Below are 22,277 nucleotides of genomic sequence, written 5' to 3' on the forward strand. Positions count from 1 at the left end.
TTATGCAATATTTGAAAATAAGATTGCCCTTGTAGCACTTGATCTGTACCAAACTAAAGCACTTGCATTAAGTACAAGTCATAGCAATATCAAAATTTACATTTGAATAAAGATGTATAACATAATCCTATATTTCTTGATAAAGAGGGCAGTTTTCTTTAAGAAGGCCAATTCGATGTTATAATGGGCGCTACGAAAAGTGCAGGAGAAACTAGGAAAATGAAAATTAGCAAGAGGTTGATTGAATGTTTTTTGTAAACCGCTATTAACAACTTAGTATATCAATAATAGTTGAAAACCTTATTACTACAGTTAAAAAGCCACTGATTTGAACTGCACACCAAAGTTAGACCAAAAAATCTCACTATTGGGGTTCACTACAAATGTGGTGACTTTTTTCTATCCTCTTAGTTTTAAAAAGAGTTTTTAAGTGGACTTGCAGTTGTTTTAAAATGTGCAAATAAATAACATCCTAAAATAACAACCAATCCTCCAATTCCTTGCGTCCACGTGATGCTCTCTCCTATAAATAAAAATGCTAGAAGTGCAGTGAAAATCGGATTGAAGTTAAGGAAAATGCCGGATGTTGTAGTCCCTAATTTTTGAATACCAATGTTCCAAAGTACCATACAAACTACTGTGGAGATGATTCCTGTATATAAAAGAGATAGAATAAAAGAATGATTAACATTATTCAAAGTAAAATCCCTAAGATTAAACGGCAATAGTATAAGAAGTCCAAATATGCCTGCATACAAAGTAGACATTAGTGGTGAGGTAGTTTTCATTGCCCATTTACTACAAACCGAATAAATTCCCCATACACATACAGCTGTCATCATCCATAAATCACCCAAATTAACGTGAAACGACAATAACAAGTTGATATTCCCCTTTGAAAGTACGAGAAGAACACCAAATAACGAAAGTAGCATTGAAAGCGCTTGAAGAATACTAATCTTTTCTCTTAGAAATACAAATGAAAAAACGGAAATTGAAATTGTATTTAATGTTGAAATAAGGCCAACATTCGTCGATGTTGTTCTTTCCAACGCTAATAATTGAAAGAGATTGAAGAAAACCACACCCGTAATACCCATTAAAAATAAAGGGAGAATGGCATCCCGAGGGGGAAGCAATCTTTTTTCTTTCCACCATACAATTGGAAGTAGTAGAGCAACGGCAATGATCCATCGTAAGCTCGTCAATGTTAAGGGCGAGGCATGATCGACAAGGGATTTTGTAACAACAAAATTGCCCCCCCAAAGCAAACTGACTAAAAGCATCAAGAAAACATAGATATTCTTCAAAACAATATCTCTCCTTTGATTCCCGTATTAACAATAAAAAAGATGCTCTATGTACAATTGAGTTTTTATGTTTTCTAAAATAATCATAACATTTTTGCTTTTTAGACAGTATAATATTTTGTGTAGTGAATAAAAAATGAAATAATAAAAAGAATAATGGAGTTTTACGGAATTTAATTAATTATAATTGGTAAATACGGCTGAATTTTCGAATTAAAAAAGGAGCGAATAGCATGAGGGATTTTGAAAGAAGATTATTAGATAGTGTTGATCTTCAAATACTAGATATTTTGCAGAGAGAAGTTCAGATAAGTAATGCAAAAATAGCGAGACGAGTGAATTTGTCTCCACCGGCGACACATACGAGAATAAAACGATTAGAAAGTGAAGGATTTATTGACAGACAAGTTGCCATTTTAAATCAGGAGAAATTGGGATTCGATTTACTTTGTTATGTTTTCATGAGTACAAATATTCATCAAGAAAAAGAATTAGAAGCTTTGGAAAGTTCCTTAACAACTATGACAGAAATATTAGAATGTCATTGTTTAACAGGAGAGTATGATTATCTGTTAAAGGTAGTTATTAGAGATCGACAGGAATTAGATAGCTTCATAAGAAAATTAAATAGGTTAGGCATTTCCCGAATTCAAACTAACTTATCTTTAAGAGAAGTAAAATATTCTACAGTCTTACCGATATCAGAAGATGCACAGCGGAAGAATTAGCCAGCACTGTCAGAAACCTACTATGTAAAAAAGTGTCCCAAGAAAGAATTTGAGACACTATTTTTAATAACTCTCGAAGAAAACAGTGAAGGAGGCGCTTTATCGGATATTTATGCTAGTATCACGATGAAGATTGTGAAGTCATGTACTAAACTAACGGGACAGTGAATGGTATTTTTTCTTCACCACGAAGTGATGGAAACCGTTGAATAAAAAGTTATGATGTTTTTCCTAAGGTAAATGGGACTTGAACAGATAGTGTATTTTCATCAAGAAGTATGGAGTTTTGAAGGTAGAGAAGCATTTGGCAGAAAGGATGTATCTACCCCGTGGGATGGAAAAGGTACACAATGGGTAGAACACCATCTTTATGTATGTCACAAAGATAGTAAAGAACTTGCAACGCATTTAGCATTCTGAAAATATAAAAAGAAATTTAGCAAATACAGAAGACCGAAAATCCTATACCTTAGGTAAAACAGAGAATTTATCAATAAGATTGTAAAAAAAATATGGAATAAAAAATTAATAATCAATTTTCTTAGTCAATTAACGGAGTATTTTAGTGGCTGGCATAAGGAGAACGAAGGCTTCGTTTTATCGCAGACTAAAGGGAATTGGCAAGATGTTGACCAATTTATAATAATTATTTTCTAATTGTAAAGGGAGAATATAATGTACTCTATCGGTAAATTTTCTAAAATATGTAATATTCCCGTTAAAACATTACGCTACTATAGCGACATTGGATTACTAAAACCTTCTTACATAGATCCTGTAACAAACTATCGATACTATGACTATGACAAAATTCAACTCATGCAAAAAATTATGCTTCTAAAAAGCTGTCAATTCTCTATAGCTACAATTAAGGAATTTATTGAAAGCTCTGATCAGATACAATGGAAAAGCATATTACAACATAAAATTAATGAGCTTGAGGATCAAAGAACAAAAATGTCCAAACAAATAGAGGAGATGAATCGGTTAAAAATACAAATCGAAACAGAGGCTTCTATAATTCCAGGACCTCTTTTATCTGACTGTTATATTGAAAATCGAGAGGAAATCCCTGTCTACACGATTCGGAAGAAAATAAAGGTCCAATTTATTGATGAGTTGGTTAAAGATTTATTTGATCGAGTTTACGCTTTTAATCTCGTGATTACAGGGAAACTAATGGCTATCTTTCATGAAAGAGAATTGAGTCAAAAAGAGGCAGACATCGAGCTGCTTCTTCCAGTAGAAGCTACGGATAAAATAGACGGCTGTAGGATTTTATCTAGTGGGATATACGCGTGTATTACTGTTAAAGGCCCTTATTCGGAGTTGGATGAAGGATATAAAAAATTGAAAAGTTGGATTTTCGAACAACATCTAAACCAGATAGCGAAAGAGATCGAAATTTATGAAGAAGGTCTTGTACCTGCCAATGTTAATATTAGAGATTTAAGACCAGATTTAAACAGACACCCATCACAGTTTGTTACTAAAATATGTATACCGGTAGTTAAGAAGTAAAGGTAGCTTATAGTTTTAAATAAAAACAGGGTAAACTCTCCATCTACTGGAGGGTTTATTCTTTTTATATACTAATGAATGGAGGGAATTACAATGTACCATCCGAGATTAAAAGGAGATGCTTACGGGGCAGGAAAGCATTATGCAGAAATCCTTTATAAAAATGGATTTCGATTTCCGAAAGTAACAGAAGAAAATTTAAAATTCGGGGAGTCATGTAAAGCTATTCTTACTGAATTTGACCCTAATATTATGAAGGAAATACAAGGATTTGCAGAAGGCTGTCATTCTTCTTTTGAAGAAGTAAGTTCTTTTCTTTTAAGTATAGGAGTATTTGAATTGGCTGGTCAATGTAGTATTTTCTCAGCTTTTAATGGAAGAGAAATTATTATTGGTCGTAATTATGATATGCTCTTTAATCTGAAGAATTTTACAGAGTCCTCACTAGTTTGTTTTGAAGGAAAAAATAAATATGTAGGTCATTCAGATTGTTTTATTGGAAAAGTTGATGGTATAAATCAACATGGTTTATTTGTGGGAATTACATCAGTTCCTCATGACGGAATTAAGCCAGGATTGAATTTTTATTTTGCTGTTAAATATATTTTAGAAAATTGTTGTACTGTGGGAGAAGGAATAGAAGTGTTAAAAAGATTTCCAAGTTCGGTCGCTAATAACTACTTGTTAGCAGATCCATTAGGGAATATGGCTGTTGTAGAAGTTACCCCTAATGACTATCAAGTTCGCCTTCCTACCAATAATTATATTCATTGTACCAATCATCATGAAAGTACATCAGTATCTGAAAGCTGGAATTGGGAGCAAATCAAAAGAACGTTTTGAAACATTAGATATATGTCTTCAAGATAACGTCAATAAAATGACTCTTTCCATTGCACAATCAATTATGTCAGAAACCAAGGGACATGTTTGTTTAAATTTAAAAGAATATAATTTTGGTACGCTCTTCTCTGTTGTAGCCAACTTAAATACATTAGATATACATAGAGCCGAAGGTCAACCAAACAAAGCAAAATATAAATCAGATAGTCGATTGACAGATGCTGTTTTAAAATAAACTTTCCTTTATCTGCGATTTTCTACTTGTAATTTGGATGTAAAAGTAAATAAAGAATTTGATTGAGTCTGCGTTCTGACTTACAAGTACAAACTACCAAAATGTTCTACTAATTTCTTTAATACGAAAAACATACCATACTATATTGTCTTAAAAAGAACAGAAAACCACAAATTAGGCCTACTTTTAAAGTGTGCACTATTTGTGGTTCTGTTCTTTGTTAGGAATTTGTCTTTTTAGATGTGATTTTTACTTTATAGTTTTCAGTATTTACTGTTGCAGAGATTCTCTGATGTTTATCACTTTCAATATGTCCTTCTACATAAGCTTCATGTGTCGCATACTCCCCGGTAAAACTAACTTTTTCAATCACAACATCAATATCTTTTTCTTTTTTAAAGTGTTCAATAGTTGCTTGATTTACTTTTTCCTCTGTCTTTGGCCAGTTTTCTTTACTCAACTCGTCAGGTGAGTCAACATCCATAATTGTATAAATCCATGTAGCTAGAGCGAGTAATACACACACTAATACTAACGTTAGAGGATTAAATAAATTTTTCTTCATAAAAATTTCCTTTCTCCTTTTCGTGATTTTTGCCTATACGTTGAAATTAAGGTTCTTTAATAAAGTCATTGTAAGGTAGCCGTATTCCGCACCTTATCAATTTTGAGTGTTATTTATCTGACCTTAATTACTTTCCACACGCTACATAGGAAGGGGCTAGTTGAACGATAGAAAAATTATTGTTACAATGAATAAGAACATATATTCTATCGATTTTTAATCCTTATTCAACGGGGCAGAGAAACAATATCTGAATAAATAAAAGGAGAAAGAGTTATGACAAATAACGTAAAACAGAGAAGAATAATTTTAGATTTAGCAGTTACTTTAGATGGTTTTATTGAAGGGAAAAACGGTGAAGTTGATTGGTGCATTATGGACCCTGATATGGGGTTTGCTAGTTTCTTGAATCAAATTGATACGATTTTATATGGTAGAAAAAGCTATGATTTATGGGGAAATTATATTCCGAAAACTAACGACTCTGATTCCGAAAAAGAAATTTGGGAATTGGTTCATAGTAAGGAAAAATACGTGTTTTCCAGAACGCATTTAGAGACTAATAATCAAGCAATATTTATAAATGAAAATATCCTTGAAGAAGTAAATAAATTGAAGAATAAACCCGGGAAAGACATCTGGCTATATGGCGGAGCAAGTCTCATTACAACTTTTATAAATTTAGGGCTTATTGATGAGTTTAGATTATCTATCCATCCTGTTATTTTAGGGGAAGGAAAACCGATGTTTATGGATATAAATCAGAGGTTGAATTTAAAAATGGTTAATACAAGAACGTTCTCTTCTGGTGTTGTGCAACTCATTTATCATTATGATGATACATTGTTATGAATGTCAGAAGGGAATACTCGGTAGTAGCTGACAATTATTCTATAAATGGATAGATTATGACAATAAGAGAGAGGCTGTACAAAAGAGAAAAAGTGTTAGATTGACTGTTGTCGATCTAGCACTTTTTTGCTGTGAACGTTGATGTCCACTACGGTGGACGCTTTGCGTGGGCGTGGCCTGAGCCTGTAGTCTCAGGCGTCACGCTAATCCCCCAGGAGTCGCCGCCTTAATGACAATAGGCATTGACATTAACGAAGTGAACAAAGATATTCTTACATTCTTAAATAATTTAACTTGGTAGTTTTAATGAAACTTCAACCAACACTAGCTTCTTTACGATAATGGGTACAATTCAGCAAAGACGTGGTAAATATTAGTGATAACAGTTATCTTCGGTCTTGCATAATATAAGAGCATGTATGCAAAAAGAGGAGGATATAATTATGGTAATGCCTTCATATAGTCAAAGAATTACTCCACAACAAGCAATGCAGATTGCCGTGCAAAGAGTACCTGGTCAAATCATACATTATGGCATGGATATGGAAAATGGTACATTAGTGTATGAAATATTCATTATGACTTCTCAAAATAAGATTTATGAAGTAGAAGTAAACGCAAAGACAGGTGTAATTCGAAAAATTGAAGAAGAAAATGATTTTGATTAAATCATCTTTATTAACAAAAAGCCCAGGATTCAATTAATGAACTGAACCCCGAATAGGGTCACTTTTTAAAGTGTCTACTATTCGGGGTTCAGTCCTGTGATGGGGGGGCTTCTTTATTTTCTTATTTATGTGCCTATAATTTTCTATAATTGGTTAGAGGAAAGGGATATTTATTTTAAACAATATTAATTCCTGCGCTTGCAGTACCTCTAATAATTTGATTTGAAATTCCTGCTTTTAAGTCAATATAGAATACCATTAGTTCACGGCGATTCAAATTTATAATAAAATTGCCAGGCTACATAGAAGTGTTAGCCTGGCAAATTATATAGGTTTATTAGTAATAAATTAATGCAATATTTATGTCTTTATAATGGTAGCTTGAATTATACAGCGCGTCTAATAGCGTCAATTTTTTGGCAGTCAATGACAACTGGTGTAGCTGCAGCAGCAACATCTAGTTCAAGGAAGTATGCACAACAACTTTTTGGATCCAAGTTGATGAAAGTAAGATTTAAGAAACTGCCTCCACCTGATAGGAAAACGTCTACTAAAGTACCTGGTTCTAAGCGTTTTAAGAAGTCACAAGCGCAACCTTTGCAGCGGTGTTTGTCAGATTTCTCTTCTTTATATGAGTACTTTTCATCTTCATAGTAAGAATCGTCTTCATAGTAGTAATCGTCTTTGTGGCCATAATCTTTCTCTTTTTTCTTACAACGCTTTTTAACTTCGACGTCAACATCTACTTCTACTTCTACTTCTACATCAATAAATACTTTTTCATGTTTGCGATGATGGCATTTTTTCTCTTCGTGTTTCTTGTGGTCACACTTGCATTTATCATGTTTCTCTTCGTGTTTTTCACATTCACACCAACATTTGAATTTTTCACCTTTAGCCATCTTTTTGTTATAATCCCAATTCATATGTTTTACGTATCTACTATCTTTCATCATTCAATCTCCCTTTTTGTAAGTTTTTTTGTAATGCTAGCGTTAAGCCTTACACTTCTAATCTATGAATTTAAATGAAGGGTACGTGGTAATTTGACCCTATAAAAGAGTAAAAATAATTTATTTCTAGAAATGTTGAAAAATAAATGAATACCTAGATTAAAAGAAAGCTAGTGAATAATAATTTTAAATGGAAAGGATAGATAGACTTTTGCCTGAATACAATAAAACTCTTGGTTCTTTAATCTGAAGATTTCTTTTGTAGCGAAAGCGAATTACAGAACGATTGAGAGATTATATGAGAGAAATAATATAAAGTGTCGTTATTTCACTTTGCTTTCTTACTCATAAATAATGAATATGCCTTCAAACAATCCATTCAAAATGTCCCCGATAGCAGTTATGTAGATGAAGTTAGTTAAAAATTACAAAAACTCGAATTTTACAAAAAGGGCATATAGCACTACGAGCGGCAGGCTATTCTTAAAGTAAAAACGATACATCGTTAGATTGAAAAGTTTGGAAGTTAAATCAAAAAGCCACTCTAGATTTTTGGATGGAACCATAGTAGAAAAATGACAATGCTTATTGAATAACAAGACATAGGTCAATGAGGTTTGTGAAAACTTGTATTTAAACTAACTCGATAGTTTAAATACAAGTTATTGTTTTAGACTCCTTTGTTATCGGACGCGATTGTTCAATAAGACAAGTCGCTTCTTGTGCTAATGACGCAGTTTTGTTAAGAAGATATATACTGAAAAAAGTCCCTTCAGATAGTTTGAAGGGACTTTCCGATATAATTAGTGTATAACTCTAAATCCAAAATGATTATTTGTATTTTTTGGCTAGAGATTCGCTACCAATTGCTCCAATGATAGTCATAAAAAACGGTCCAATTTGAAATAACAGAGAATCTTGTAAGAACACAATATTTAAATCAAATAACTTATTACCTATTACAATGAATATCTTAGCTAGTATGATTAAAAATCCAATTATTAGAAGAATATCAAAAAACAATTTCCACCTTGGATAGACTAATTTTTGGCTATCTTTTATGAGTTTCTCTTTCAAAGAATTATCCTCATTTACTAATTCATCAAGAGTAATATCAAATATGTCACTTAACTTAATTAACAATTCAATACTAGGATAACTTTCTCCACGTTCCCATTTGGAAATAGATTGTCTACTAATATTAAGTTTTTCTCCAAGCTGTTGTTGTGACATATTATGCTTTTGACGTTCTTCCTTTATTTTTGAAGAAAAATACATTTGATCAACTCCTATCCACAGTATATTTATTTGCACTAAAAAAATAAAGAACCGTATAGTTGCAAGGGTGTAAACTATTAGTTTCCCCTTGGAAACAGCATTTATTTTTGTTTGTAGCCCTTCATTTACCTGTTTATTTTTACAAAAAATAGGATTTAACAGAATTTCTGTAAATTGTTAAAGTAGCAGTTTAGTCAGTGTCTTTTATGGGGTTCCTTGTTCATTATTTCCTTATAAATGTTTTTCATTTAAGAAAAAGGCTGCTAGGACACCGTTTTTCTTGTAATTTCAACTAATCGGGGCACAATAGTTCAACAAAAGTACACTGTAAGTGTTGGTAGGGGAGTATGGTCTAATGTGTCATATTTACTAATGAATTGCTCTATAGCGAACCGAATATGCAACTAAACTGCTATATTTAAACCGGATATTTCTATGGTATAATTTCCTAAAAAAGGAGTGGTTTTTTTGAGGAATCCAAATTATTTTAAAGTAATAAAATTTCTAGTATGTTTATCTGTTAGTTTATGCATTATAACTTATCCGATTATTTCCTTTGCTGAACCACTTGATACTAATTTGCCTAGTGAAACAAGCAAATCTAATGACATTGATACTGGTATAGCAAACTTGAACTACAATAGTAGCGAAGTTTTAGCAGTGAATGGTGATAAAATTGATAGTTTTGTTCCAAAAGAAGGAATAAACTCAAATAATAAATTTATAGTGGTTGAACGTAACAAAAGATCACTTACAACTTCACCGGTGGATATTTCTATTATCGATTCTATTGCGAATCGTGCCTATCCAGGAGCATTACAACTGGCAAACAAAGCTTTTGCAGACAATCAACCTAGTTTATTGGTGGCTAAAAGAAAACCGCTAAATATTAGCATAGATTTACCTGGCATGAAAAGAGAAAATACTCTGACTGTGGATAATCCAACATATGGTAATGTGTCTGGGGCAGTAGATGAGTTAATATCTACTTGGAGTGAAAAATATTCAACAAGCCATACTTTACCTGCAAGACTACAATATTCAGAATCTATGGTTTATAGTAAATCTCAAATAGCAAGCACTCTGAATGTTAACGCCAAAGTTCTTGACAATTCACTGGGAATTGATTTTAACGCGATTGAAAATGGAGAGAAAAAAGTGATGGTTGCGGCATATAAACAAATATTTTATACCGTAAGTGCAGAACTACCTAACAATCCATCAGACCTTTTTGATGATAGTGTTCTTTTTGAAGAGTTAACCCGTAAAGGGGTAAGTAATGAAGCTCCTCCAGTTATGGTGTCAAATGTAGCTTATGGCAGAACCATTTATGTGAAATTAGAAACAAGCTCTAAGAGTAAGGATGTACAAGCAGCTTTTAAAGCCTTACTAAATGATGTCAATACCAATGTTGAGTCTAGTGCACAGTACAAAGATATTTTTGAAGAAAGTTCCTTTACTGCTGTAGTATTAGGCGGAGATTCACAAGCACATAATCAGGTTGTCTCAAAAGACTTTAATGATATTAGAAAAATAATTAAAGATAACGCAGAATTTAGTCTTAAAAATCCAGCATACCCAATTTCATATAGTAGTGTTTTCTTAAAGGATAATTCAATTGCTGCTGTTCATAACAGTACAGATTATATCGAGACGACAACTACAGAATATTCGAAAGGTAGCATCATCCTTGATCATTATGGCGCATATGTTGCGCAATTTGAAGTAGCCTGGGATGAATTTTCATATGATGAAAACGGGGTAGAAGTACTAACCCATAAAACTTGGGAAGGAAACTGGAAAGACAAAACAGCTCATTTCTCTACAGTAATACCACTTCCGCCTAATTCGAAAAATATAAGAATTTATGCAAGAGAATGTACAGGTCTTGCATGGGATTGGTGGAGAACAATTATTGATGAATACAATGTTCCATTATCTAATGAAATAAAAGTTTCAATTGGGGGAACAACATTATACCCAACAGGCACGATTAATTAGGTATTCGTCATGGGCGGTACTTGTAACGTCCATCCAAACTTGGGCTATACAAAAAGTACTTCATTCTTTTGTTAGAAATGAATAAAACATAGAATAAACACCTTACGCTGATCTTGGTATTCAATTTCAACGTAAGGTGTTTTTATTTGTCTCATTTTTAGGCAGTGCGATGCCCTATAATGTGCTGATTTTTATGCTAAGTTTTCATTATCTTTAAAGTAATTTTTCATTTTATCTGTATCGAAACGGCCTTCCCATTTCGCCATTACTAATGACGCAAGAGAGTTACCAATTACGTTAACGACTGTACGTCCCATATCAAGAATACGGTCAATACCCGCAATAAATGCTAAGCCTTCAAGTGGAATGCCGACAGTACCTAACGTTGCTAAAAGGACAACGAATGATACGCCTGGGACACCTGCAATCCCTTTAGATGTAACCATTAATACAAGCATTAACGTAATTTGTTCACCAATGCTTAGGTGAATGCCGTACATTTGAGCAATAAATAAGGCAGCAATCGCTTGGTACAGTGTGGAACCATCTAAGTTAAAGGAGTAACCAGTTGGAATAACAAAGGATACGATATCCTTTGGAGCACCTAATTTCTCCATTTTTAACATAATTCGAGGTAACACAGCCTCAGAACTTGCTGTTGAGAACGCTAAAATCAGCTCATCTTTTAATACTTTAATTAAGAAGAAGATGCTGACTCCTGCGAATTTTGCCACAAGCGCTAGAATGACAAAGATAAAGAATAGCATGGTTGCATAAACAAGTATAGCGAGTTTCGCAAGCGGTATTAATGAAGCGAATCCATATTTGGAAACGGTTACACCGATTAAACCAAATACCCCTAGTGGCGCGAATTTCATAACAAGGTTCGTTACCCAGAACATAGCATCAGCTACCCCTTGGAAGAAGTCTAACACTGGTTTACCTCGTTCACCAATGGCAGCAACCCCTAGACCAAAAATCACAGAGAAAAAGATGATCGCAAGCATATCGCCTTCAGCCATAGATTGGATAATATTTGTTGGTACAATACCTACAATAATATCGAACGGACCTTCATGTTGTACTGCCTCTGTTGTCGAAACGTATTTCGAAATATCGCCTTGAGAAAGCTCGTTCATATTCACACCAGCACCTGGTTGGAATAGATTTGCTGAAAGTAGTCCTACAACAATTGCGACTGTTGTAATGACTTCAAAGTAAATAAGTGATTTCCCACCTAATCGTCCTAGCTGTTTCATGTCGCCAGTTCCAGCAACACCTACGATTAATGTCGAAATAATAATCGGTACAACAATCATCTTAATTAGATGAAGAAAAATATCCCCTAGTGGTTGTAAATATGTTTCAATTTTGGGGTTTCCATAAAAGATGCCGCCAACGATAATACCTAAAATCAAACCAACTAAGATTTGAGTGGCTAAACTGATTTTAAATTTCTTTTTCAAACCTCGTACCTCCGAATATTAAATTTATCAGACATGTCTGCCATTTATAATACGAAGGACTTACGAAATCCGACAAAATCCGATGAAAATTAATTTATTTTTGAGAAATATCTGAATATAATATTTTGATATAAATTTCTTAATAGATAACTTTGCTGAACCACAAAGTAGGAGGAAATGACAAAGGGCGCCTGTTCTTCTTATATTTATAATTTAGAACTATTTATGCTTTGTGATATAATTACAAATATTTACTAATTTAAGTAGGGGGAAATATGAAAATTTATAAATTAGCTTGTATATGTACTTTGATTGTACTCCTATCAGGGTGTAATGCATTTTCATCAAAAACAGAAGAACCATCTACAAAAGTAGCGTCAGAAGTTATAAAAAATGAACCTGTTGTCTTAGATACTACTCATAAGGAGGAAAACGAAGAAACACTGGAAGGCTTTCATCCTCTTGAGATTGATGCAGAGATAATATCACCTATAGGTGAAAATATATCTTATTTTACTTATGCGGGTCGTGTGCCCTTTAAAATATCCTTATTAAATACTGGTACTGAAAGCTTTTTATACAAAATTCGAAATGTAGATACAGAAACATATGTAGCAAATGGTGTCTTAAAAAGGAAAGAAAGTTTTGAACAAGTATTTGACGGATTACCCAAAGGAAATTATGACATATATGCTGTTGTAGAAGAGGAAGAGCCTCCTATAGATATAAAATTAAAGGTAAAGGTTGAGTTACTTCAATAACTAGATCAATATTCGTATCGAAAACATCGTGAATAGTATCTTCTTACAAAGACAGCGTTTTGCTGTCTTTTTCGTTCAGTAATTTTGGAGTTTGAAATCACCATCATAGAAATAATTCACAAATTTAAAGAGATGGAGAGAAATTGAATTGTCTTTCCATCTTTCATTTTTTTATAATTTTGACTATCCCGTTTGTAAACGATGGGCTAGATGCTTCGTTATATACATTGCAATACATTACTGTTTTCCAATTCCGTTTGGAAGGAACGAAAAACTTTTGCGACAACCCTGTCCTTTTCTGTATAGAAAATGCTTCAAGTGCTTCATTCTATCAATAAAACAAATTGAAACCATTAATTTCACAGGGGGAGAAGTGAATAAAAGGATTAAACAGCTCAACAGGAAGAATTAAAGTAGCCCAGTTTTGTATGAAAACCGCCCAACTTTTCTGACTAAACGCTCTATCCACTCAGCCGAAGCAAATGAAAACGACAGAAGCATGACCCGATACATGGTTTTATGATAAAATTCATCTATCAAATGTGAACTGTGAGTTGAGATGTATGATGGAAAGTCAAAAGTATGCAATTGTAGATTTGGAGACAACTGGTCATTCGCCAGCAAATGGTGACCGAATGATTCAAATTGCCATTGTGATTATGAAGGATTGGAAAATTGAGCGTACGTATACGAAGTTTATTCATCCAGGAAAAGCCATTCCGTCCTTTATTCAAGATTTAACGCAAATTACGGATGAGGATGTAAAGGATGCCTTGCCGTTTGAAGCGCATGCGGACTACATATATGAACTAATTACCGATTGTGTGTTTGTCGCGCATAATACGGATTTTGACTTATCCTTTTTACAAGCAGAATTTAAACGAGCGGGTTTACCAAAATGGCATGGCAAGAAGATGGATACGGTTGAACTAGCAAAAATTGTCTTCCCTATGTCATTAAGCTTTAAGCTTGGTGATTTAGCAGCAGATTTAAATATCGAGTTAGCCAATGCACATCGGGCGGACGATGATGCTCGTGCGACAGCTGAACTTTTCAAACAATGTTGGAACGAGCTCCTCAGCCTACCTCAACTAACACTCGAACAAATGCATAAGCGTTCGTTCCGCTTAAAATCAAATTTAGCACAGTTGTTCTTTGAGGCACTGCAAATTAAACGCCAACACCTCTCAAATCATGATAATGTATCCTATTACCGCAATTTTGCTATTTGTGATGGACGAAAAACACATACCAACAAGTTGGAGCTACCATCTTACCCACAAACAGCAACGGACAAAGAAAACATTATGGCGAAGGCTATGCCGAATTTTGAGCAACGCCCAGCACAATTTATGATGATGGACACAATTTGGCAGGCACTTAACGATAAAGAAGAATGTGTCATTGAGGCATCGACAGGCATCGGCAAAACGGTCGGCTATTTATTACCTGCCATTTTATATGCCCGTACACATGATAAAAAAATTGCCATCAGTACGTATACAGCACACTTACAGGAGCAACTTGTTGAAGAGGAGCTACCGAAAATCGAAAGAATCCTCGGCACAAAGGTGAATATTGCTGTACTCAAAGGCATGCAACATTATATCGACCTCACACGCTTTGAGCAGTACATGGCTTATGCGGACGAATCCTATGATGATACTTTTACCATTTTACAGCTTCTTGTGTGGCTTACGAAAACTGAAACCGGTGTATTAAGTGAGCTCAATGTTTCAGGTGGAGGACAGCTATTTTTAGAAAAAATTCGGAAAATGCCTGATGAAAAACCATCAAAGGGCTTCGATTTCTATGAACAGGCGTTAAAAAATAGTGAGACAGCGGATTGTATTGTGACCAATCATTCAATGGTACTCAGTGATTTAGTGCGTCAAACGCCTATTTTTACACAAATTGATGGCTGGATTATCGATGAGGCCCATCAATTTATTCAATCTGCTATGCAACAAGATGAAACAGTTTTATCCTATACACAGTGGAAATACGTGTTTGGACAAATTGGCACAATGGAGGACACAGCGCTCTTTCAGCAATTTAGTCAAGCTGCTAAGAAGAAACAACGTGTGCCTATGCAGAACTTACAGCAACTCGATAAACATTTTATCCGCCTACAGCGCGTCTTTGATGAAACCATTTCTCGTGCGGTACAAAGAATGCAGCAACAAGTAAAGGGCAAGCAAATAGGCAGCAAGTGTACATTGTTTTTAGAGGATGTCGCTTTAGCGAAAGAGCCGCTTTTGCACGTGAGCAAGCTTCTACAGCAGTGGCTAGATCTAGCAACGGAAGCGGGTCAAGCTTTTGACAACGATATCGAACAGCTCGACAACAATGAAATTTTCATTCTATCAGAGTGGCATTATTGGATTCGCGAAATGAAGCTGAAAATCGTTGAATGGGAAGAAATTTTCCTGTCTCCACAGGAGGATAATTCTGTATGGCTTGAGTTTGATTTACGCAGTGTACCAGGCAGTCTATGCGTCTATAAAAAGCCCATTAATGTGACACCTATTATTGAAAAAGTACTTGCACCACTTCGACGACAAGCAAGTATCGTGTGGACCTCAGGTACGTTAACTGTGCCAGGGAATGAACGCTTTGTTACACGTCAGCTAGGCATTTCCGATAGTGTGCAAGTGGTACAGCTACAGGCACCATCAGCGTATTATGCGGGTGCCAAGGCCTATATTGTGACAGATATGCCTGATATTCAACATGTTACACAGGATGAATATATTGAAGCCGTGGCACATGCCATCACACGCACAGTGCGTATGACAGAAGGGCGTTGTTTCGTGCTATTTACAGCGCAGGACATGCTGCGAAAAACGGTTGAGCTCATCCAAGACAGTGAACTACTCGACGACTATATGCTCTTTGCACAAGGAGTCACGGGTGGGAGTCGTATGCGTATCCTAAAATCATTCCAAAAATTTAGTCATGCCGTGCTATTTGGGACAAATAGCTTCTGGGAAGGTGTAGACGTACCAGGCGACGCACTTGCCTCTGTTATTGTCGTGCGCCTACCATTCTCGTCACCAGAAGAACCCGTCTTTAAAGCACGAGCAAAACATCTCGTAGCACAAGGGCACAACTCTTTCAATGAACTATCATTACCAGAAGCCATCATGCGCTTTAAGCAAGGATTTGGTCGCTTGATTCGTTCGTCTCAAGATAAAGGAGCATTTATTGTCTTGGATCGCCGCATTAGCACAAAGTCATACGGTAAGGAATTTATTAAGGCCTTGCCACCAATTGATGTCAAGAAATTGCAGTTACCAGAGTTGCTGAAGGAATTAAGCAATTGGCAAAAATAAATGAAAATCCCCCTAAATTAACACCTAGGGGATTTTTGCCAAACTTTCGTGTTCAACATGAGTACATATATAATGTAGTGTTATATTTTCATAGAATGCTCATTTGTCTTTTAGGTAAATATTTGTAACTGAATATATAGAGGAGTTGACAAGAATATGTCCATGCGAAATAAACTATTTAGTTTTGTCTTTAGTCTGATGGCAGTAGCTTTTGTATTAACGGGTTGTGGAACATCGGCAGAAAAAGAGAACACAGCGAAGGAATCAGGCGAAAAAACAGATTATTCATCAGCTGTGAAAGAAAATCCGATTGTGACGATTACCATGAGCAATGATGAAAAAATTGTCATTGAATTAGAGCCTTCTACAGCTCCCAATTCGGTTGCTAATTTTATTTCTTTAGTTGAAGAAGGGTACTATGATGGTCTGATTTTCCATCGAGTTATCCCTGGTTTTATGATTCAAGGTGGAGATCCTTCAGGCAATGGGACAGGTGGACCAGGCTATACCATTGAAGGTGAATTTTCTTCAAATGGTTTTGAAAATAATCTAAAACACGAACGCGGTGTGATTTCAATGGCGCGGACGGAGGATCTGAATACTGCAGGTTCTCAATTTTTTATAATGGTAGAAGAATCACCACAACTTGACGGTAAATATGCTTCTTTTGGGAAAGTAATCGAGGGAATGGAAACAGTTGATGCTATTGTTGCTGCTGACCGAGATAGTGCAAATAAGCCGTTAGAAGATCAGCAAATGAAAAAGGTCGAAGTGGATACGAAGGGTTTTGACTACCCAGCTCCAGTAGTACAAAAATAGGGTCGTATGACGATCCGAAACTTGGTGTATTTAACGTAGTATCATTTGATAAAATTGTAAGTAATAGTGCTGCAAAAAACTGACCCCTAACAAGTAGACAGTTTAAATAATGAAACGGCTTGAGCCCTATATTCTAATGGACGATATTAGCAGAGTTAGTTTTACCCAAATGGTTAAGCTCATTGTGTTTTTATTTAAAGTGAAAGTATACAATTTCTAACTATGGCCATGTCAGCTTATAATAATAGAACAGGCATAATAGGTTTTAAAGGTCAAAATTCGATTCTATCCTTGGCATGTACAAAAATTCTTTTCTGAGGTAATCCATTAATAACAAAAAGAAGCGTTGGGACAGTATTTACTGTCGGTTGACGCTTCTTTTTTGCTTACAATATAGCAGTTAAATGGGCTATAGCTAAGGTGATGAAAAATTCAATGCATCAAAAAGTTTCACAGACCATAATAGCAAGATTGAGGACGCAATACATACGGAATCCCTGTTAATATGAGAGCTACAAACAGTAGGGAGGCAGTATAATGACAACAATACAACAATTTAATGAGCTACATGCATCACCAGAACTTTTATTTATCGGCAATGCCTGGGATTTATTATCTGCGTTAACGCTTGAAAAAGCAGGCTTCAAAGCAATTGGTACAACCAGCTGGGGGATTGCCAATTCGCTTGGCTACGTAGATGGTGAGTTAATAGATTTTAATAGACATTTAGCAATTATAAAAACGATGGCTGACAATATAAATATACCTGTGTCTGCAGATATAGAGGCCGGTTACGGCAGTGACACTAAAACGATTGTTGAAAATGTGTTAAGGATAGCGGATGTTGGTGTGGCTGGTATCAATATTGAGGATTCACTGAAAAATCAACAGGGGTTAAGAACATTAAGAGAGCATTGTGATATTCTAACTCATTTGAGAACAGCGTTAGAACATCGTGGCTATAAAGATTTCTATATTAACGCTAGAACGGATACCTATTTTCATGAGGAGCAGCCTTTTCTTGAAACACTAAACCGGGCGAAGGCTTATGTGGAGAGTGGAGCTAGCGGTATATTTATTCCAGGGATGACGGATCATCAAGAAATAAGAGAACTTACGCTGACTGTTGATGTACCCATAAATTTAATGTCTTTACCTGGATTAACGAATTGTACTATTCTTAAAGAATTAGGGGTTAAACGTTTTAGCTTTGGCAATGCATTATCAGATAGCATCATTGCTTATTTGACAAAGCATGCTCGTCGATTAATGGACACACGGGATACTTCGTTTTTATATGAGGAATAACTGAACACAAGGAGGGAATTTCAAGTGGAGACTAACATCAATCTTACTTTTGATGAAATGTGGGATAAAATCATAGCTTGTGATCACACATATGATGGACAATTTTATACCGCTGTGAAAACCACTAAAATCTATTGCCGGCCCTCCTGCAAATCGAGAAAGCCGAAAAAAATCAACGTGGATTTTTACGATGATATCCATATGGTTGAACTTGCAGGTTTTCGTGCTTGCAAAAGGTGTCAGCCAGAGGTTGAGCATTCTCCGCACACTCAACTTATCAAAAATGTAACAGCTTTTTTGATAAAAGAGTATAAACAACAGCTAACGTTACAGGATATTGCTAACAATGTTGGTATTAGCCCGTTTTATCTTGAACGACTATTTAAACAAGAGACTGCTGAAACACCACGTAGTTATTTGGAAAAAATAAGAATAGATAAGGCAATACATCTACTAAAAAGTACAGATTGGACAATGCTAGCAATTTGTTATGATATTGGCTTTCAAAGTCCTTCTAATTTTTATAAAGTATTTCGCCGTATGAATAATTGTTCTCCTACGGAATATCGCAATTTACATAAATAAGGAGTGATGATTATGAAATGGACGGATCACGGATCATCGATAGAGCTTTACACGCCGCTAGCATTTAATTTTGCCCAATGCCTCGTGTTTTTAGACAGGTCCAATCAAGAGACGTTGCATCGCATAAATGCTGGTTATTTAGTTAAATTACTAAAGTTCGATGAAGAAGTCGTGTTCTGTCAAATTGCTAGTAAGCAAAACTCGATGCACGTAAATTTTCCACTAACATCACCATCAGCAGCCACGCGAAAAAAAGTTGCCGCCTATTTATGGCAATGGTTTGATGTAGAGCGGGATTTGAGTTCTTTTTATGAGATGGCTCACAAAGATTCTATTTTGCAGCCGCTCGGGCAAAAATATTACGGATTACGGATAATTGGCATTCCAGATTTATTTGAAGCACTGGTTTGGGCGATTATAGGACAACAAATAAACTTAACATTTGCCTATACATTAAAAAAGAGATTGGTGGAACATTTTGGTGAGAGTTTAACTTTTGAAGGCGAGACGTATTGGCTGTTTCCTTCATGTGAAAAAATAGCGACCATTTCGGTCGCTACATTAAGGGACTTACAATTTACTGTAAGAAAGTGTGAATACATCATTGATATTGCAAAACTCATGGCTGGTGGTGCCTTAACAACAGAAAAATTACTTCAGAAAGAAAACGATCAAGACATCAAAAAAGCATTAATGTCTATTAGAGGTGTTGGTGCATGGACCGCAGATTATGTCATGATGAAATCCTTGCGGTGTCCAACTGCTTTACCGATGGCGGATGTGGGTCTACATAATGCGTTAAAAATTCAATTAGGCCTTGAGCATAAACCAACAATAGCGGAAATTACACAAATTGCAACACAGTGGAAGGGTTGGCAAGCATATGCTACCTTTTATTTATGGAGGTCCTTATATGACTAAACGATACAAATTAGATTACGAATCCCCGATTGGAATAGTAGAAATAGTTGGTTCAGCTGAAGGCATTCGTTCCATTATGTTTTCAGAACAAGACAAAATTGTGCATGTTAAGCAAGTTGATACTCCCCAAGTGCTAGTGGATTGTATGGAGCAGCTTCATGAATATTTTCAGGGTGAGCGCTTTTCATTTGCTATTCCTTATAATTTTGAGGGCACTGACTTTCAAAAAGCGGTTTGGCATGCGTTAACAACTATTGCTTACGCTGAAACAGGGACTTATAAACAGATTGCAATAGCCATTGGAAAAGACAAAGCAGTCAGAGCCGTAGGAAGTGCCAACGGTAAAAATAAATTAAGTATCGTCATCCCTTGTCATCGAATTATCGGTTCAAATGGTACATTAACCGGCTATGAAGGTGGTTTGTGGCGAAAAGAGTGGCTGCTTCAACATGAAAAAGCTAACTTTAGCCATGAACTAAAATGATGGGCAAATATCCTCCACATAAAGGCACTAATTTGCGTAAAAAGGTACGGGCTAAGAAAGATGGAGGATTACCGAATGCAGGCAGAGATTTATGGCATACTAACAAATTATTGTGCAGGATATGATTCAATTGCTTGTAAAAAAAGGATTTGATGACTTTAAGAATATGATTAATTTCTGATGCACAAGAAATTGATGTATGCCAGCCTTTTGTGTTCACACAACAAAGTAAAACAGATTTTAGTTTTCAATATAGTATCCCAATTAAGGAGGCGTATTATGAATTTAAATAGTAATATACATAATGCGTTCCATGTCGTCCACCGTACATATGAAAACATCCATAAATTAATGAATATTGTCGAATAATTGCACCAGAAAAAACAAACTATGTAAGTGTCGTTAACAAGTTTTTACGTTATAAATCAGATAATGCTTATTCAGGTTGGTATATCAATGATTTTATTTTATTATTTCAACACCAGGAACATGAGTCCTTTGATAATGGTTGGTATAACAGTCCAATCTATGTGATGGAAATCGAATTATATAATATTTGATTATGAGGACATAGAAGCCTGGTCGGAAGGGTGCTCTCCAACTCATCACTGGAGATTTTATTATCCAATCCGTAATAAGGACGTCATGAATATTACAATAGACGAACATGATCTATTAACGGCGACAGTGAAATTAAGCGATAGCCGACAAAGATTATTGGGGCATAAAATCCGTAAAAAGTAAAAAACTAGCCTTAGCAGATATTACGCTAGTAATGTCCTGGAAAAAATCTTTCAGACGTTTGATACTCTTTAAAAAAGACCGTTAAAATACAGTTATTGTTGTTAATTCGATATTTCTACATTAGCGCCAAATAATACACACTGGGAATAGTTGTGTATTTTTGGCGCTTACTTTTTAATACCGTCATGATGGTCAGTCTTTTTGGCATATTTCCTTGCTCCGTATGCATGTGCCGTTCATATTTTATCGCCGATTGGACTCGTATAAAAAAACGGTTACTGCAAAAAATACGAATGCGTCATAACAAGTGTTCTTTTGTGATGTTTGTCAATAATTCAGGTCTTTATGAGCTGTAAGGATGACAAGCGTTGAAAATGACTTACTTGAACTGACGTGTTTTAATCTTACTTTGTTGCGAGTAAGGGCGGCGTGGCTTTTCATGAGCGACGTATTTAAAAAGATGAAGGAGGTGTTACACGATGGGCGTTTTATATAGGATTGCCTTAGTTTTAGTAATTATAGGTGCGATAAACTGGGGACTTATCGGATTTTTCAGATTTGATTTAGTCGCTTATTTATTTGGTGGGCAAACTGCGGTATTGTCGAGATGGGTTTATGCTCTTGTTGGGATAGCCGGACTGATCTCTATACCGATTCTTATGAAACGATTAGATGAAGAGGATGACGTGATTACAGATACAAATACGCGTAATTACAGTAATCCAAATTACAGCATGGAAGCTGGAGAAGAAGCGGATTTCACGGAAGTGCCAAAAACGGAGAAAAAAAATGGTGCTTCTAAGAAGAAATAATTGAGCTAAATAGAAGCCCCAATCTTCGGCGGCTCTAACCGTCATTTCGACGGTGCTCTAAGTTCATCCGTTTTACTTTATACAAAAG

General features: G+C 35.3%; 20 protein-coding genes and 1 pseudogene. 16 read left to right on the forward strand and 5 right to left on the reverse strand.

The features are described from left to right. Nucleotides 1-413: 413 nt before the first annotated feature. Complete coding sequence (locus tag C9J35_RS14880) at nucleotides 414-1,310, reverse strand: DMT family transporter (RefSeq protein WP_107925127.1); 897 nt, start codon at nucleotides 1,308-1,310, stop codon at nucleotides 414-416. A gap of 233 nt (nucleotides 1,311-1,543) precedes the next feature. Here C9J35_RS14880 and C9J35_RS14885 point away from each other — a divergent pair, with 233 nt between their 5' ends. From C9J35_RS14885 to C9J35_RS24245, 5 genes and pseudogenes are all read left to right on the forward strand, one after another. Continuing rightward, on the forward strand, nucleotides 1,544-2,038 hold the full coding sequence (locus C9J35_RS14885; RefSeq protein WP_054768044.1) for an Lrp/AsnC family transcriptional regulator: 495 nt from the start codon (nucleotides 1,544-1,546) through the stop codon (nucleotides 2,036-2,038). Between the two features lie 209 nt (nucleotides 2,039-2,247). Further along, nucleotides 2,248-2,543: pseudogene (locus C9J35_RS25085) on the forward strand (GrpB family protein); the annotation flags it as partial. Between the two features lie 170 nt (nucleotides 2,544-2,713). Continuing rightward, on the forward strand, nucleotides 2,714-3,559 hold the full coding sequence (locus C9J35_RS14895) for a MerR family transcriptional regulator (protein WP_107925128.1): 846 nt from the start codon (nucleotides 2,714-2,716) through the stop codon (nucleotides 3,557-3,559). A gap of 93 nt (nucleotides 3,560-3,652) precedes the next feature. Further along, nucleotides 3,653-4,402 carry a C45 family autoproteolytic acyltransferase/hydrolase gene (locus C9J35_RS14900; RefSeq protein WP_235616324.1) on the forward strand — a complete coding sequence of 250 codons (750 nt, stop codon included), beginning with the start codon at nucleotides 3,653-3,655 and terminating at the stop codon, nucleotides 4,400-4,402. Beyond that, nucleotides 4,344-4,637, forward strand: coding sequence for a hypothetical protein (locus C9J35_RS24245; RefSeq protein WP_235616325.1), 294 nt, complete (start codon nucleotides 4,344-4,346; stop codon nucleotides 4,635-4,637). Before C9J35_RS14900 ends, C9J35_RS24245 begins: the two co-directional genes overlap by 59 nt. A 220-nt stretch (nucleotides 4,638-4,857) precedes the next feature. On the opposite strand, the gene C9J35_RS14905 is transcribed toward C9J35_RS24245, so the two are convergent. Next, a complete protein-coding gene (locus C9J35_RS14905) occupies nucleotides 4,858-5,202 on the reverse strand; it encodes a phosphoglycolate phosphatase (RefSeq protein ID WP_107925129.1) in 345 nt (114 codons plus the stop codon). 276 nt (nucleotides 5,203-5,478) lie between these two features. Between C9J35_RS14905 and C9J35_RS14910 the strand changes: the two genes are divergently transcribed. Continuing rightward, complete coding sequence (locus tag C9J35_RS14910; protein WP_107925130.1) at nucleotides 5,479-6,054, forward strand: dihydrofolate reductase family protein; 576 nt, start codon at nucleotides 5,479-5,481, stop codon at nucleotides 6,052-6,054. 443 nt (nucleotides 6,055-6,497) lie between these two features. After that, nucleotides 6,498-6,722, forward strand: a complete 225-nt coding sequence (locus C9J35_RS14915) for a PepSY domain-containing protein (RefSeq protein ID WP_167395976.1) — start codon at nucleotides 6,498-6,500, stop codon at nucleotides 6,720-6,722. Nucleotides 6,723-7,108: 386 nt separating this feature from the next. On the opposite strand, the gene C9J35_RS14920 is transcribed toward C9J35_RS14915, so the two are convergent. Further along, nucleotides 7,109-7,678 (reverse strand): hypothetical protein, encoded by a 570-nt coding sequence (locus C9J35_RS14920; protein WP_235616326.1) that lies wholly within the window; start codon nucleotides 7,676-7,678, stop codon nucleotides 7,109-7,111. A gap of 828 nt (nucleotides 7,679-8,506) precedes the next feature. Continuing rightward, a complete protein-coding gene (locus tag C9J35_RS14925) occupies nucleotides 8,507-8,953 on the reverse strand; it encodes a helix-turn-helix domain-containing protein (RefSeq protein WP_107925132.1) in 447 nt (148 codons plus the stop codon). 468 nt (nucleotides 8,954-9,421) lie between these two features. On the opposite strand from C9J35_RS14925, the gene C9J35_RS14930 reads away from it, so the two are divergent. After that, nucleotides 9,422-10,954 carry a thiol-activated cytolysin family protein gene (locus C9J35_RS14930; protein ID WP_054768049.1) on the forward strand — a complete coding sequence of 511 codons (1,533 nt, stop codon included), beginning with the start codon at nucleotides 9,422-9,424 and terminating at the stop codon, nucleotides 10,952-10,954. Between the two features lie 191 nt (nucleotides 10,955-11,145). Here C9J35_RS14930 and C9J35_RS14935 read toward each other — a convergent pair whose 3' ends face one another. Beyond that, complete coding sequence (locus C9J35_RS14935; RefSeq protein WP_054768050.1) at nucleotides 11,146-12,420, reverse strand: cation:dicarboxylate symporter family transporter; 1,275 nt, start codon at nucleotides 12,418-12,420, stop codon at nucleotides 11,146-11,148. 275 nt (nucleotides 12,421-12,695) lie between these two features. Here C9J35_RS14935 and C9J35_RS14940 point away from each other — a divergent pair, with 275 nt between their 5' ends. The 8 genes from C9J35_RS14940 (at nucleotide 12,696) to C9J35_RS14975 (ending at nucleotide 22,189) form a co-directional block, all read left to right on the forward strand. Continuing rightward, nucleotides 12,696-13,181 carry a hypothetical protein gene (locus C9J35_RS14940; protein ID WP_107925133.1) on the forward strand — a complete coding sequence of 162 codons (486 nt, stop codon included), beginning with the start codon at nucleotides 12,696-12,698 and terminating at the stop codon, nucleotides 13,179-13,181. A gap of 563 nt (nucleotides 13,182-13,744) precedes the next feature. Continuing rightward, nucleotides 13,745-16,516 (forward strand): ATP-dependent DNA helicase DinG, encoded by a 2,772-nt coding sequence (dinG, locus tag C9J35_RS14945; protein WP_107925134.1) that lies wholly within the window; start codon nucleotides 13,745-13,747, stop codon nucleotides 16,514-16,516. Nucleotides 16,517-16,672: 156 nt separating this feature from the next. Further along, nucleotides 16,673-17,335: a peptidylprolyl isomerase gene (locus C9J35_RS14950; RefSeq protein WP_107925135.1), complete on the forward strand. Its 663-nt coding sequence runs from the start codon at nucleotides 16,673-16,675 to the stop codon at nucleotides 17,333-17,335. A gap of 537 nt (nucleotides 17,336-17,872) precedes the next feature. After that, nucleotides 17,873-18,643: an isocitrate lyase/PEP mutase family protein gene (locus C9J35_RS14955; protein ID WP_054768052.1), complete on the forward strand. Its 771-nt coding sequence runs from the start codon at nucleotides 17,873-17,875 to the stop codon at nucleotides 18,641-18,643. 24 nt (nucleotides 18,644-18,667) lie between these two features. Beyond that, nucleotides 18,668-19,228: a bifunctional transcriptional activator/DNA repair enzyme AdaA gene (locus C9J35_RS14960; protein ID WP_107925136.1), complete on the forward strand. Its 561-nt coding sequence runs from the start codon at nucleotides 18,668-18,670 to the stop codon at nucleotides 19,226-19,228. Between the two features lie 12 nt (nucleotides 19,229-19,240). Next, nucleotides 19,241-20,149 (forward strand): DNA-3-methyladenine glycosylase family protein, encoded by a 909-nt coding sequence (locus tag C9J35_RS14965; protein ID WP_107925137.1) that lies wholly within the window; start codon nucleotides 19,241-19,243, stop codon nucleotides 20,147-20,149. After that, nucleotides 20,142-20,633 carry a methylated-DNA--[protein]-cysteine S-methyltransferase gene (locus C9J35_RS14970; protein ID WP_054768053.1) on the forward strand — a complete coding sequence of 164 codons (492 nt, stop codon included), beginning with the start codon at nucleotides 20,142-20,144 and terminating at the stop codon, nucleotides 20,631-20,633. Before C9J35_RS14965 ends, C9J35_RS14970 begins: the two co-directional genes overlap by 8 nt. 1,223 nt (nucleotides 20,634-21,856) lie before the next feature. Beyond that, the gene (locus C9J35_RS14975) at nucleotides 21,857-22,189 is read left to right on the forward strand and encodes a DUF378 domain-containing protein (protein WP_054768054.1); all 333 of its coding nucleotides are present in this window, start codon (nucleotides 21,857-21,859) and stop codon (nucleotides 22,187-22,189) included. Nucleotides 22,190-22,277: the final 88 nt, after the last annotated feature.

Source organism: Lysinibacillus parviboronicapiens (assembly GCF_003049575.1).
GTDB classification, from domain to species: domain Bacteria; phylum Bacillota; class Bacilli; order Bacillales_A; family Planococcaceae; genus Lysinibacillus; species Lysinibacillus parviboronicapiens.

Coding starts and splice junctions, on each gene's coding strand:
- C9J35_RS14900 (WP_235616324.1), top strand. CDS start 3,653: ATGTACCATCCGAGATTAAAAGGAGATGCTTACGGGGCAGGAAAGCAT.
- C9J35_RS14925 (WP_107925132.1), bottom strand. CDS start 8,953: ATGTATTTTTCTTCAAAAATAAAGGAAGAACGTCAAAAGCATAATATG.
- C9J35_RS14905 (WP_107925129.1), bottom strand. CDS start 5,202: ATGAAGAAAAATTTATTTAATCCTCTAACGTTAGTATTAGTGTGTGTA.
- C9J35_RS14885 (WP_054768044.1), top strand. CDS start 1,544: ATGAGGGATTTTGAAAGAAGATTATTAGATAGTGTTGATCTTCAAATA.
- C9J35_RS14910 (WP_107925130.1), top strand. CDS start 5,479: ATGACAAATAACGTAAAACAGAGAAGAATAATTTTAGATTTAGCAGTT.
- C9J35_RS14940 (WP_107925133.1), top strand. CDS start 12,696: ATGAAAATTTATAAATTAGCTTGTATATGTACTTTGATTGTACTCCTA.
- C9J35_RS14970 (WP_054768053.1), top strand. CDS start 20,142: ATGACTAAACGATACAAATTAGATTACGAATCCCCGATTGGAATAGTA.
- dinG (WP_107925134.1), top strand. CDS start 13,745: ATGATGGAAAGTCAAAAGTATGCAATTGTAGATTTGGAGACAACTGGT.
- C9J35_RS14950 (WP_107925135.1), top strand. CDS start 16,673: ATGTCCATGCGAAATAAACTATTTAGTTTTGTCTTTAGTCTGATGGCA.
- C9J35_RS14920 (WP_235616326.1), bottom strand. CDS start 7,678: ATGATGAAAGATAGTAGATACGTAAAACATATGAATTGGGATTATAAC.
- C9J35_RS14955 (WP_054768052.1), top strand. CDS start 17,873: ATGACAACAATACAACAATTTAATGAGCTACATGCATCACCAGAACTT.
- C9J35_RS24245 (WP_235616325.1), top strand. CDS start 4,344: ATGAAAGTACATCAGTATCTGAAAGCTGGAATTGGGAGCAAATCAAAA.
- C9J35_RS14895 (WP_107925128.1), top strand. CDS start 2,714: ATGTACTCTATCGGTAAATTTTCTAAAATATGTAATATTCCCGTTAAA.
- C9J35_RS14965 (WP_107925137.1), top strand. CDS start 19,241: ATGAAATGGACGGATCACGGATCATCGATAGAGCTTTACACGCCGCTA.
- C9J35_RS14915 (WP_167395976.1), top strand. CDS start 6,498: ATGGTAATGCCTTCATATAGTCAAAGAATTACTCCACAACAAGCAATG.
- C9J35_RS14975 (WP_054768054.1), top strand. CDS start 21,857: ATGGGCGTTTTATATAGGATTGCCTTAGTTTTAGTAATTATAGGTGCG.